Origin of the sequence: Actinoplanes sp. NPDC023801, from assembly GCF_040639655.1 — a bacterium.
Lineage (GTDB): Bacteria > Actinomycetota > Actinomycetes > Mycobacteriales > Micromonosporaceae > Actinoplanes.
Window position 1 is genome coordinate 151,636 of sequence record NZ_JBFAAI010000001.1, and the last position, 12,937, is coordinate 164,572.

General features: G+C 68.9%; 11 protein-coding genes. 7 read left to right on the plus strand and 4 right to left on the minus strand.

The features are described 5' to 3' along the window. Positions 1–25: 25 nt before the first annotated feature. The 5 genes from AB0G04_RS00695 to AB0G04_RS00715 all read left to right on the plus strand — a co-directional run bounded on the left by AB0G04_RS00695 (position 26) and on the right by AB0G04_RS00715 (position 6,317). Positions 26–784 carry a type III pantothenate kinase gene (locus AB0G04_RS00695; RefSeq protein WP_360974092.1) on the plus strand — a complete coding sequence of 253 codons (759 nt, stop codon included), beginning with the start codon at positions 26–28 and terminating at the stop codon, positions 782–784. 51 nt (positions 785–835) lie between these two features. Beyond that, a complete protein-coding gene (lysS, locus tag AB0G04_RS00700; protein WP_360974095.1) occupies positions 836–2,344 on the plus strand; it encodes a lysine--tRNA ligase in 1,509 nt (502 codons plus the stop codon). A 95-nt stretch (positions 2,345–2,439) separates the two neighbouring features. Next, complete coding sequence (locus tag AB0G04_RS00705) at positions 2,440–2,796, plus strand: Lsr2 family protein (RefSeq protein ID WP_093619447.1); 357 nt, start codon at positions 2,440–2,442, stop codon at positions 2,794–2,796. A 347-nt stretch (positions 2,797–3,143) separates the two neighbouring features. Next, the gene (locus tag AB0G04_RS00710) at positions 3,144–5,669 is read left to right on the plus strand and encodes an ATP-dependent Clp protease ATP-binding subunit (RefSeq protein WP_360974098.1); all 2,526 of its coding nucleotides are present in this window, start codon (positions 3,144–3,146) and stop codon (positions 5,667–5,669) included. A 60-nt stretch (positions 5,670–5,729) separates the two neighbouring features. Next, on the plus strand, positions 5,730–6,317 hold the full coding sequence (locus AB0G04_RS00715) for a DUF4291 domain-containing protein (RefSeq protein WP_360974101.1): 588 nt from the start codon (positions 5,730–5,732) through the stop codon (positions 6,315–6,317). Here AB0G04_RS00715 and AB0G04_RS00720 read toward each other — a convergent pair. Further along, the gene (locus AB0G04_RS00720; protein ID WP_360974104.1) at positions 6,314–7,213 is read right to left on the minus strand and encodes an A/G-specific adenine glycosylase; all 900 of its coding nucleotides are present in this window, start codon (positions 7,211–7,213) and stop codon (positions 6,314–6,316) included. The genes AB0G04_RS00715 and AB0G04_RS00720 overlap by 4 nt on opposite strands. 115 nt (positions 7,214–7,328) lie before the next feature. On the opposite strand from AB0G04_RS00720, the gene AB0G04_RS00725 reads away from it, so the two are divergent. Further along, complete coding sequence (locus tag AB0G04_RS00725) at positions 7,329–8,063, plus strand: adhesin (protein WP_360974107.1); 735 nt, start codon at positions 7,329–7,331, stop codon at positions 8,061–8,063. Position 8,064: 1 nt separating this feature from the next. Next, positions 8,065–8,574, plus strand: a complete 510-nt coding sequence (locus tag AB0G04_RS00730) for a 2'-5' RNA ligase family protein (protein WP_360974110.1) — start codon at positions 8,065–8,067, stop codon at positions 8,572–8,574. A 900-nt stretch (positions 8,575–9,474) separates the two neighbouring features. Here AB0G04_RS00730 and disA read toward each other — a convergent pair. The 3 genes from disA to AB0G04_RS00745 form a co-directional block, all read right to left on the minus strand. After that, positions 9,475–10,656 (minus strand): DNA integrity scanning diadenylate cyclase DisA, encoded by a 1,182-nt coding sequence (gene disA / locus AB0G04_RS00735; protein ID WP_360974113.1) that lies wholly within the window; start codon positions 10,654–10,656, stop codon positions 9,475–9,477. Between the two features lie 102 nt (positions 10,657–10,758). Then, the gene (radA, locus tag AB0G04_RS00740; protein ID WP_360974116.1) at positions 10,759–12,180 is read right to left on the minus strand and encodes a DNA repair protein RadA; all 1,422 of its coding nucleotides are present in this window, start codon (positions 12,178–12,180) and stop codon (positions 10,759–10,761) included. A gap of 35 nt (positions 12,181–12,215) precedes the next feature. Then, positions 12,216–12,896: a hypothetical protein gene (locus AB0G04_RS00745; protein ID WP_360974119.1), complete on the minus strand. Its 681-nt coding sequence runs from the start codon at positions 12,894–12,896 to the stop codon at positions 12,216–12,218. Positions 12,897–12,937: the final 41 nt, after the last annotated feature.

A 12,937-nucleotide genomic window follows, 5' to 3' on the forward strand; every position in this document is an offset into this window, starting at 1 on the left:
TTGGTTTTGATTCTTAGGGGCCTCCGTGCTGCTCTGTATTGACATCGGTAACACCAACACCGTGCTGGCGACCTTCGACGGCGACAAGCTGGTGCACAGCTGGCGGATCAAGACCGACGCGGCGTCGACCGCCGACGAGCTGGGGCTGAAGTTCCGGGGCCTGCTCGCCGGCGACGCCGTGGAGATCACCGGGGTGGCGGCGTGCTCGACCGTGCCCGCCGCGCTGCGCAACCTGCGGACCATGCTGAAGCGCTACTACGACGACGTGCCGAGCGTGGTCGTCGAGCCGGGTGTGAAGACCGGCGTGCAGCTCGCCATCGACAACCCGAAGGAGGTCGGCGCCGACCGGGTGGTCAACACCCTGGCCGCGCACAGCCTCTACGGCGGACCGTCGATCGTGGTCGACTTCGGCACCACCACGAACTTCGACCTGATCAGCGCGAAGGGCGAGTTCCTCGGTGGCGCCTTCGCTCCGGGCATCGAGATCTCGTTCGACGCGCTCGCCGCCCGGGCGGCCCAGTTGCGCAAGGTGGAGCCGACCAAACCGCGCTCGGTGATCGGCAAGAACACCGTGGAGTGTCTGCAGGCCGGTCTCTACTTCGGTTTCGCGGGCCAGGTGGACCGGATCGTCGAGCGGATGATCGAGGAGATCGGCCCGGTCCAGGCGGTGATCGCCACCGGTGGCCTGGCCTGGCTGGTGAAGGACGAGTGCCGCACGATCACCGCGCACGAGCCGATGATCACGCTGATCGGGCTGCGGATGGTATATGAGCGGAACGTCTGAGCCCGCCTGAGTAGGCTTTCGAGGTCCCAGCACCGAGAAGGAAGTCTTGCCGTGATCGAGCAGAACACGCCAGCGATCGACCCCGCCGAGGATCTTCCCGAGCAGATGCGGGTCCGCCGGTCGAAGCGGGACCGGTTGCTCGCCGAGGGCATGCAGCCCTACCCGGTACAGGTCCCGCGGACCGCCGAGATCGCCGACATCCGCGCCCGCTACGCGGATCTGGCCACCGACACCGCCTCCGGCGACCAGGTGTCGATCACCGGCCGGGTGATCTTCGTGCGCAACGGCGGCAAGCTCTGCTTCGCCACGCTGCGGGCCGGCGACGGCTCGGAGATCCAGGCGATGTTCTCGCTGGACAAGGTGGGCGAGAAGTCCCTCGCCGACTGGAAGAGCCTGGTCGACCTCGGCGACCTGGTCGCGGTTACCGGCGAGGTGATCACCAGCCGGCGTGGTGAGCTCTCGGTTCTCGCCGATTCCTGGGCGATGAGTGCCAAGGCTCTGCGACCCCTTCCGGTCGCGCACAAGCCGCTTTCCGAGGAGACCCGGGTCCGGCAGCGTTATGTCGACCTCATCGTGCGCCCGCAGGCGCGCGACGTGGTGCGGACCCGTGCCACGGTGGTGCGCAGCCTGCGCGAGTCGCTGTTCCGCCGGAATTACCTCGAGGTGGAAACGCCGATGTTGCAGTTGCTCCACGGCGGTGCTGCGGCGCGCCCGTTTGTGACGCACAGCAACGCACTCGACACCGATCTTTATCTGCGGATCGCCCCGGAACTGTTTTTGAAGCGCGCCGTGGTCGGCGGCATCGACCGGGTCTTCGAGATCAACCGGAACTTCAGGAATGAGGGCATGGACTCCACGCACTCGCCGGAGTTCGCCATGCTCGAGGCCTATCAGGCCTATGCCGACTACAACGTGATGCAGACGCAGGTGCGGGAGTGGATTCAGGAGGCCGCGTTCGCGGTGTCCGGATCGCATGTGGTCACCCACCAGGACGGCACCGAGGTCGACCTCGGCGGCGAGTGGGCGCAGATCACACTTTTCGGCGCGATCTCCGAGGCGCTCGGCGAGGAGGTCACCATCGGGACCGACCTGGCCCAGCTGCAGCGGTACGCCGACAAGGTGCAGCTCTCGGTCGACCCGAAGTGGGGCCCCGGGAAGCTGGCCGAGGAACTTTTCGAGCACCTCGTGACGGACAGCCTGCAGGCACCGACCTTCGTCCGGGACTTCCCGGAGGAGACCGCGCCGCTGACCGCGGGGCACCGCACCACTCCGGGGCTGACCGAGAAGTGGGACCTCTACGTCGGCGGATTCGAACTCGCGACCGCCTATTCCGAGTTGGTGGACCCGGTCGTCCAGCGCGAGCGGTTCCACGCGCAGTCCCTGCTCGCGGCCGGTGGAGACCCCGAGGCGATGCAGCTGGACGAGGATTTCCTGCGGGCCATGGAGTACGGAATGCCGCCGTCCGGTGGCATGGGAATGGGAATCGACCGGCTGTTGATGGCGCTCACCGGCCTGGGCATTCGGGAAACGATCCTCTTCCCCCTGGTTCGGCCGGAGTAACAATTGCCCACCCGCCATTGACGGGTCATGCGTCCCTGGCGTTATTGTCTTCCCATTGCTGGGGAGAGAACCTGTGTTCGGGAGGATAACGGCGCGTGGCCAAGCAGATCATTCACAAGCTGGTCGATGACATCGATGGTGTCGACGCCGACGAGACCGTGAAGTTCGCGCTCGACGGTATTCAGTACGAGATCGACCTCTCGGAGAAGAACGCCGCTAAATTGCGGGAGGTCTTCGAGCCCTACCTGAAGCACGGTACGAAGGTCGCCCGCGGCGGTGTCGTGGTCGGTGGTCGTGCGGCTCGTGGTCGTGGCGGAGCGACCGCGGACCGGGAGCAGAACAAGGCGATCCGGGAGTGGGCCAAGAAGTCGGGCAAGGAGATCTCCGACCGCGGCCGCATCCCGCAGGAGATCGTGGACGAGTTCCACGCCAAGGGTCCCGGCCGGGCCTGATTTCCCGGTCCAGCCTCGGAGAGGGCGCCCCGACGACGTCGGTGGCGCCCTCTCCGCGTTTACCCGTCGGCCGCTCCGCACACTCACTACGGTTATCCACAGGGGTGGACAGAGTTGTCCACAGCCTGTGGATCGGCAGGATTTCGCTGTACGCGTACACGTTCGGGTGGGGGAACAGCCGCTGAGCGTGCGAAGTTGGCTAAATCAACGTTGCGGATCGTTTCCAAGGGTCGCGAGGACCCGGCGGAGCCTCTCAGCGGCGATAGAGTTACAGCACGGGCATCACCGATGCCCGTGCGCTGGCCCCGCCAGTTCATTGGCGCACGGCACGTGAGGAGCACGAGGGCATGTTCGAGCGGTTCACCGACCGAGCGCGACGGGTTGTCGTCCTGGCCCAAGAAGAGGCCCGGATGCTCAACCACAACTACATCGGCACTGAACACATCCTGCTCGGCCTGATCCACGAGGGCGAGGGCGTCGCCGCCAAGGCTCTGGAGAGCCTCGGCATCTCCCTCGAAGGGGTCCGGCAGCAGGTCGAGGAAATCATCGGCCAGGGGCAGCAGGCACCGAGCGGGCACATCCCGTTCACGCCGCGCGCCAAGAAGGTGCTCGAGCTCTCGCTGCGTGAGGCGCTGCAGCTCGGCCACAACTACATCGGCACCGAGCACATCCTGCTCGGCCTGATCCGTGAGGGCGAGGGCGTCGCCGCCCAGGTGCTGGTCAAGCTCGGCGCCGACCTCAACCGGGTCCGCCAGCAGGTGATCCAGCTGCTCTCCGGTTACCAGGGCAAGGAGCCGGCCGCCGCGGGCACCGCGACCGGCGAGGCCGCGCCGTCCACGTCGCTCGTGCTGGACCAGTTCGGACGCAACCTCACGCAGGCCGCCCGCGAGGGCAAGCTCGACCCGGTCATCGGCCGGGAGAAGGAAATCGAGCGGGTCATGCAGGTGCTGTCGCGGCGCACCAAGAACAACCCGGTTCTCATCGGTGAGCCAGGTGTCGGCAAGACCGCCGTGGTCGAGGGCCTGTCGCAGTCCATCGTCAAGGGCGAGGTGCCCGAGACGCTGAAGGACAAGCAGCTCTACACGCTCGACCTGGGCGCCCTGGTGGCCGGTTCGCGTTACCGCGGTGACTTCGAGGAGCGCCTGAAGAAGGTGCTCAAGGAGATCCGCACCCGGGGTGACATCATCCTGTTCATCGACGAGATCCACACGCTCGTCGGTGCCGGTGCGGCCGAGGGCGCGATCGATGCGGCCAGCATCCTCAAGCCGATGCTCGCCCGTGGTGAGCTGCAGACCATCGGTGCGACCACGCTCGACGAGTACCGCAAGCACCTGGAGAAGGACGCGGCCCTCGAGCGCCGTTTCCAGCCGATCCAGGTCGGCGAGCCGTCGCTGGCGCACACCATCGAGATCCTCAAGGGTCTGCGCGACCGTTACGAGGCGCACCACCGGATCAGCATCACCGACGCCGCCCTGGTGGCGGCCGCGACGCTGGCCGACCGGTACATCTCCGACCGGTTCCTGCCCGACAAGGCGATCGACCTGATCGACGAGGCCGGCGCACGGATGCGCATCCGCCGGATGACCGCGCCGCCGGACCTCCGTGACTTCGACGAGCGCATCGCCCAGGTCCGCCGCGACAAGGAGTCCGCGATCGACGCGCAGGACTTCGAGCGCGCCGCCCAGCTGCGTGACAAGGAGAAGACCCTCCTCGGTCAGAAGGCGCAGCGGGAGAAGGAGTGGAAGGCCGGCGACCTCGACGTCGTGTCCGAGGTCGACGACGAGCAGATCGCCGAGGTGCTCGGCAACTGGACCGGTATTCCGGTCTACAAGCTCACCGAGGAGGAGACCTCCCGCCTGCTGCGCATGGAGGACGAGCTGCACAAGCGCGTCATCGGCCAGGAGGACGCGGTTCAGGCCGTCTCCAAGGCGATCCGCCGTACCCGGGCCGGTCTGAAGGACCCGAAGCGCCCCTCCGGCTCGTTCATCTTCGCCGGCCCGTCCGGTGTCGGTAAGACCGAGCTGTCCAAGGCGCTGGCCGAGTTCCTGTTCGGCTCCGAGGACGCACTCATCCAGCTCGACATGTCCGAGTTCCACGACCGGTACACGGTGTCCCGCCTCGTCGGTGCGCCTCCCGGCTACGTGGGTTACGACGAGGGCGGCCAGCTGACCGAGAAGGTGCGCCGCAAGCCGTTCAGCGTGGTCCTCTTCGACGAGATCGAGAAAGCCCACCCGGACGTCTTCAACACGCTCCTGCAGATCCTGGAGGACGGCCGCCTGACCGACGGTCAGGGCCGGATCGTCGACTTCAAGAACACGGTCATCATCCTGACCACCAACCTCGGTACACGTGACGTGGCCAAGGCGGTGTCGCTGGGCTTCCAGGCCTCCGAGGCCGAGGAGTCGTCCTACGAGCGGATGAAGATCAAGGTCAACGACGAGCTGAAGCAGCACTTCCGCCCCGAGTTCCTGAACCGTATCGACGACACGATCGTCTTCCACCAGCTGCGTGAGAAGGAGATCCTCCAGATCGTCGACATCTTCACCGCCCGCATCGAGGGGCAGCTGAAGAACAAGGACATGGGCCTGGAGCTGACCGACAGCGCCAAGCGTTACCTGGCGGCCAAGGGCTTCGACCCGGTCCTCGGCGCCCGGCCGCTGCGCCGGACCATCCAGCGCGAGCTGGAGGACACCCTGTCCGAGCAGATCCTCTTCAACGAGCTGCGCCCCGGCCAGATCGTCGTCGTGGACTGCGAGGGCGACCCGGCCAAGTTCGAGAAGGCGAAGCTGGTCTTCAAGGGCGCCGAGAAGGGTGTGACGGTGCCCGACGCGGTGCCGGCCGACCTCGGCGTGACGACCACCGAAGAGTCGTAAGACAGTGACGAACGGCCCGGCTGCGCATGCAGCCGGGCCGTTCGCGTTTAATCGACGACCATGCGACGTCAGATCCGGGCCGTGTACGACGACGACACCGTCACCGTCTATCAGACCTATTCACCCGCGATCGCCGTTCCGGCCGTACGCGCCGGCCGGTTCGTGCCGCCGTTCAAGCTCGACCGGATGACCTGGATCAAGCCGTCGTTCCTGTGGATGATGTACCGCTGCGGCTGGGCCGCCAAGCCCGGCCAGGAGCACGTCTTAGCCGTGTCGATCACCCGTGCCGGGTTCGAGTGGGCTCTCGCGAACGCGGCACTCAGCCACTACGAGCGCGGCCTGCACCCCGATCGGGTGACCTGGCAGCGTGAACTCAAACGCGCCCCGACCCGGGTCCAGTGGGACCCGGAACGTGATCTGCGGCTGCGTGAGCTGCCGTACCGGTCGCTGCAGCTCGGCCTGGGCGGGGCGGCCGTTCCGCTGTACGCCGACGAGTGGACCACCGCGATCACCGACGTCACCGGGCTGGTCCCGGAGATCCGCGGCTACCTCGACGACAACGACGAGACGCGGGCGGCGGCGTTGCTGCCACCCGAGCGCCCGTACCCGCTGCCCGAGCCGATCGCCGCCCGCATCAACGCCGGCTAGAGCAGCTGCTGGACGTCGCCGCGGGGCGCATCACCGGCCAGCACGAAATCGTCCGCCCCCAGGCGTTCCACCAGGCCGTCCTCGACCAGCCCGGCCAGCGCGCGGGCCCGCTGCACCTCGTCCTGCCAGACCATGTCGAGCCGTTGCCGGGGCACCGGCCCGGTGGAGTGCCGCAGCACCTCGAGGAGCAGGCCGCGTACCTGCCGGTCGGTGCCGGCGTACCGCTGCGGCTTCCGGCTGGGTCCCTCGGGCAGCGGCAGCCCGGTGAGCCGCCAGGCGCAGACGTCGTGGAAGGGGCAGTCGACGCACTTCGGGGCCCGGGCGGTGCAGACGATCGCGCCGAGCTCCATGAACGCGATGCTGGCCCGCGCGGCACGCGCCTCGTCGCCGGGCAGCAGCGCCTCCATGGCGGTCAGGTCGGCGGCCGTGGTGGCCGGCCCGGCGTCCGGTTTGCCCTCGACTGCCCGGCAGACGACCCGGCGCACGTTGGTGTCGACGACCGGATGCCGCTGGCCGTAGGCGAACGTGGCGACGGCCCGTCCGGTGTACGTCCCGACGCCCGGTAGCGCCAGAAGCTCCTCCAGCGAGGAGGGGACCCGGCCACCGTGGCGCTCGACGATCGCGACGGCGCAGGCGTGCAGGCGCATCGCCCGTCTGGGGTACCCGAGACGGCCCCACATGCGGATCGCCTCGGACGGCGGGTCGGCGGCCAGAGCGGCCGGGTCGGGCCAGCGGGTCATCCAGGAGCGCCAGGCGGGCTCGACCCGTACGACCGGGGTCTGCTGCAGCATCACCTCGCTGACCAGCACTCCCCACGGTGTGGTGTCCGGCTGCCGCCAGGGCAGATCACGGGCGTTCACGTCGAACCAGGCGATGGCGTCGTCTGCGAGAGTCATAGCCGGTCAACTGTAGGCGAGGTCCATCATTAACGAACCTTGCGTGAGTTGGTGTCGCATAACCGGCGCGTCGTGCACATAGCGACGGGTGTACGGGTTTACGGTGGGCGGCATCATGCGTGCGACGGTTGGTCCCCTCCCACCCGCGGTCTACTGGCGGCGGCGTCTGGTCGTGCTGGGCGCGGTGCTGCTCGGCGTCATCGTGCTGTTCATGTCCTGCTCCGGCGGGGACAAACCCGACCCGAAGAAGACCTCGGCGCAGAGCACGGGTCTGCCGACTCCGGCGCCGAAGGATCAAAGCGCGTCACCGGAACCGTCCATCGAGGACAGCGCACCTCCCGGTGTGGGCCCCGCCTACCCCGACCCGGCCGACCTGCTCTCGCAGCAGCCCGGCGACGGCGACCCGCTGCCCCCGCCCGCGACCACCGGGGCCGTCAACGCGCCCGCCGCCGGCCAGGGCTGCGCTGACACCGAGATGTCGCTCACCCCGGTCCCGGCCGACACGTCACCGCAGCGTGGTGCCACGATCGCGATCAAGCTGAAGATCAAGAACATCGGCAGCCGTACGTGCACCCGCGACCTCGGAGCCAGCGCGCAGGAGCTGTACATCGCCGAGGGCGCCCAGCGGCTCTGGTCGTCCGATCAGTGCGCGGCCCTCAAGGGCAACGACATCGTGAGTCTCGACCCCGGCGTCGAGAAGGTGTTCGAGGTCAACTGGAACGGCAAGCAGTCCAACCAGTGCACCGGCGCGGTAGCCTCCGGCCCCCTCCCGCCGACCGGCGCCTACCAGCTGTTCGGTCGCCTCGACACGATCGTCAGCGCCCCCGTCGTACTCACCGTCGTCGCCTGACTTGGTCGCGGCACTCGAGCTCTACCTGGACGTCGACACGACACGCAGGGTGCGTACCCTCTGGCGCGCCCTGGACGACGAGGGCATCCCCTCGCTGGGCTCCCTGCACCAGAAACACCGCCCGCACGTCTCGCTGGCCGCCGCTCACCGCATCGACCCGCAGGCGGTGGCCGAGGCCCTCGACGGCTTCCCGGTCGGCCGCGGCCTGAGTCTCGAATTCGACTTCGTCGGCCAGTTCGTCGGCCGTGTCCTCTGGCTCGGCGTCACCGTCACGGAGGAGCTGCTCGCCCACCACCGTGCCGTCCACGAACGGCTCACCGCGGGCGGCGTCGAGATCTGGGACCACTACCGGCCCGGACGTTGGGTGCCGCACTGCACCATCTCGCTGCGGGTCCCCAACCCGGTGATGGCGCCGGCGATCCGGCGCTGCCTGGAGTACCTGCCGCTGCGCGCCACGGTCGTCGGTGCGGCGCTGGCGGACCACTCCAACGACATCAGCCACCCCCTTTGATTTCGTACGGCTACGAGGACGCCTGTGGCTCCGCCGGCGACGTTCGCGGTGGTCCCGGGCCCCAGGGCCACTTTCGGGCTGAGGCGTCCGGTCACCGCCCCATCGCAAAATCCGAGCCAGTCCCAGCCTGAGTCGCACCGCCCACCGCTGTCCCAGCATGAGACACCCGCCCGGTTCCCCCAGGACGCGGAGTCCCCGTCCCAGCTGGCCGCCACCGTGGTCATAGGCGCGTTGAGGCAGCGTCTTGTGCAGCCGGCTTTTTCGGCTGGCCGTCACCGTGGTCATAGGCAGGTTGAGGCAGCGGTGATTGCACAGCTGGTGGGGATCGTCTGGGGGGTTGGCCCACCTGCTTCGCTGTGGCGGCTCTGTCATCGGGAGTGTTGTGACCACCTCGGCTAGGGTCAACAGTGCTGCATATCACTCGGGGATTCACCCGATGGCCGTGGCACCTATCCGACAGGACCTTCAGGTGTCGGGCCGGGGCGGAACCGGGCTCTGCTTCGGCGCCGACTATTGCATCTGCCGGTCCGGTGCTGGTTGCGGCCACGTAAGGGGCCAAGAACCGGAACAGGGAGCGCTGAGTCCCCTGAGTTGTTCGCAGTCCGCAGGGTCCATCACTTCCACCTGGGTCCGCCGCTTTCCCCCTCGGGTCGGCCGGTAAGTGGTGCAGGGCAGGGAGCGGGGGAGGCCACTCAGTGCCGGCGGCAGCGGTGTGGACGTTGGGCGACTACGGCGAGGGCGGGAGCGGTCCACCTCGGGCGTCCAGAGCGTTGTAGCAGAGCGAATCGCCGGCGGTGAGGGTGCGGCTGGGTGACCCGCTGGCGGTGAGTGCGCTGGTGACCCGCTGGCGGTGAGGGTGCGGCTGAGTGACCCGCCGGCGGCGACGGCGGGTGGCAGCGGTCAGACGTAGCGTTCCAGGATGGAGGCCTCGGCCAGGCGGGACAGGCCTTCCCGGACGCCCCGCGCCCGCGCATCGCCGACGCCCTCGACGGCCTGCAGGTCTTCGACAGTGGCGCCGAGCAGGCGCTGCAGGCTGCCGAAATGGTCGACGAGCCGGTCGACGATCTGTGCCGGGAGCCGTGGCACCTTGGCGAGCAGCCGAAAGCCGCGCGGTGAGACGGCCGCGTCCAGTGAGTCCGAGGCGCCCGGGTAGCCGATCGCCTTGGCGACCGCCACCAGGTCGATCATCTCGGTGGCGGTGAGAAGGTCGAGCTCGACGAGGGCCTCGTCCAGGGTGCGCGCTTTGCGGCCGGACGGCAGGTAGTCGCGGATGACCAGGGTGCGGTCGGCGTCGACGCCGGCCATCAGCTCGTCGAGTTGCAGGGCGAGCAGACGGCCGTCGGTGCCGAGCTCGACGACGTAACCGGAGATCTCGTCGGCGATCCGCCGGACCATCTCGAGGCGCTGCACCACGGCGACGGCGTCGCGAACCGTGACCAGGTCCTCGATCTCGAGGGCGGACAGGGTGCCGGAGACCTCGTCGAGGCGCAGCTTGTAGCGTTCGAGCGTGGCCAGCGCCTGGTTGGCGCGGGACAGGATGGCGGCCGAGTCGTCCAGGACGTGGCGCTGGCCGTTCACGTAGAGGCCGATGATCCGCATCGACTGGCTCACCGAGATCACCGGGTAGCCGGACTGCTTGGCGACCCGCTCGGCGGTGCGGTGCCGGGTGCCGGACTCCTCGGACGGAATCGACGGGTCGGGCATCAGGTGGACGGCGGCCCGGACGATCCGGGTGCCGTCGCTGGAGAGGACGACGGCGCCGTCCATCTTGCACAGCTCACGGAGCCTGGTCGCGGAGAACTCCACATCGAGCGGGAATCCGCCGGTGCAGATGGTCTCCACGACGGCGTCGTAACCGAGGACGATGAGCGCTCCGGTGCGGCCCCGCAGGATGCGCTCCAGCCCGTCGCGCAACGCGGTGCCGGGAGCCATCAGGGCCAGGTTGGCCCTCAGCGGATCACTGGCACCACCGGTCAGACCGGTTCCGGCGGCCGGCGTCATCGCGCGATGTCCCGCGCCGTTGACGCCGGGACGCGGCGTTGAACTGGCGGCGGGCTTTGAACCATCGCGGTCGAGCGGCACCCGGACATTCTACGGACTGTCATCCAGCCCACCGAGGCGTGGTTCGATGAATGTTCCGTAGCGTGATGAAACGTGACGCACAGTCACTGAAACGGGTGGTATTCATCGGGAACTGTGCTCGGCCGAGGCGCGCGCCGCGCTCTGCAACGCCGCCTGCAGGTTGCCGACCTCGATGACCTCCATGCCCTTGGGCATGCCGGTCGCGCCGTCGGGACCGCAGCCGGGTGGGACCAGCGCCACCTTGAAACCGAGCCGCGCCGCCTCCGCGAGCCGCCGGCCCACCGCGCCGACCCGGCGGATCTCGCCGGTCAGGCCGACCTCGCCGATCGCCACCAGGTGTGGCGCCATCGCGAGGTCGAGACCGCCGGACGCCACGGCCAGGGCCATGGCGAGGTCGGCGGACGGCTCGATCAGCCGGATGCCGCCCACAGTGGCCGCGAAGACCTCACGGTTGTAGAGCTTGAGCTGTTTGGTGCGGCGCTCGAGCACGGCCAGGACCATCGCCAGCCGCGCATGGTCGAGACCGGACACCGTGCGGCGGGGCGAACCCTGCACCTCGGCACCGATCAGCGCCTGCACCTCGGTGACGAGCGCCCGCCGGCCCTCCATGGCCACGGTGACGCAGGTGCCCGGCACCGGCTCCAGATAGCGGGTGAGGAACAACCCGGACGGATCGGGCAGGCTGGTGATGCCGCCCTCGTGCATCTCGAAGCAGCCGACCTCGTCGGCGGCGCCGAACCGGTTCTTCACGCCGCGGACCAGGCGCAGCGACGAATGCTTGTCGCCCTCGAAGTGGAGCACCACGTCGACCAGGTGCTCCAGAACGCGTGGACCGGCTACCTGACCGTCCTTGGTCACATGACCGACCAGGACGGTCGCGATGCCGCGCTCCTTGGCGATGGCGACGAGCGCGGCCGTGACGGCCCGCACCTGGGTGACACCGCCCGGGACGCCCTCGGTGCCGGGCGCAGAGATGGTCTGCACCGAGTCGAGGACGAGCAGTCCCGGCTTGACCGCGTCGAGGTGGCCGATCACCGTGCCGAGGTCGTTCTCCGAGGCCAGATAGAGGCGCTCGTGCAGCGCGCCGAGACGCTCGGCCCGCAGGCGGACCTGGCTGACCGACTCCTCGCCGCTGACCACCAGCGACGGCGTGCCGGCACCGGCCGCCCACTGCTGTGCGACGTCGAGGAGCAGGGTGGACTTGCCCACGCCCGGCTCACCGGCGAGCAACACCACCGCGCCGGGCACGAGACCGCCGCCGAGCACCCGGTCGAGTTCGCCGACACCGGTGGCCACGGCCCGGGCCGGGGCGGCGCTGATCTGAGCGATCGGCCGGGCCGGCTCGGCCGGCATGCGGGAGCTGACCACCCGGCCGGAGACCGGGACGGTGACCGTGGACTCGATGATCGAGCCCCATTCACCGCACTCCGGGCAGCGTCCCAGCCACTTCGGTGGCTGGTTGCCACAGGCGTCACAGACGTAGGCGGCCCTGGGAGCCTTGGCGGCGGAACGGGAGGTCGTCACCCCGACACGCTAGCTCGGGGGTACGACGGATCCGCTCAGTGGCCTTCGCCCTCGGCCTCGCCGTGCGTCTCGGCGGAACCGCGGGGCGCCGGGGTCAGCGGCGAGGCGATCGAGGCCTGCACCTCCAGCGGGGTGGGGTCGTCGCTGAACTCGAAGACGAGGTTGACGGCCATGCCCGGCTTGAGGTCGTCGGTGAGACCGATGACCTGCAGCTGGGCGCTGTCGGTCGGCCGGAACACCGCCGAACCCTGCGGGCCGATCTTGATCTGGGCGGGCCGGACCGAGGCGGTCGGCGCGGCACTCGCGGACGGTGCGGCGGACGCGCCGGTGCTGGCGCTGGCCGAGGCGGCGACCTGGCCCGGCGTCGTGACGGTGGCGGTGCTGACGAACCCGACCTGGGTGGCGCCGACGACCTGCGGACGATCCGGCGCCTTGGAGCTGATCGTGACGGTGATCGTCTCGTTGCTCTCGTTGAAGAGGCTGACCTCGAGAGGCGCGTTCTCCTTGGCGTGGTAACCCTCGACGCCGTTGTATTCCACCTGCAGGTTGCGGATGAGCACCTTACCGCTGGCGGACTTCGTGTTGACGCCTGCGATCGGTGCGTCCAGCATGGCGGTCTCGGCGACCTGGCCGGCCGAGCAGCCGCCCAGTGCCAGCACAGCGACCGTGGCGGCACCCGCGACCAGAGCGGCGCGACGGGTTCCCAGGGAGCGCATCACGATCCTCCAAATAGAGACACCAAGGTGTTAGATCAGCG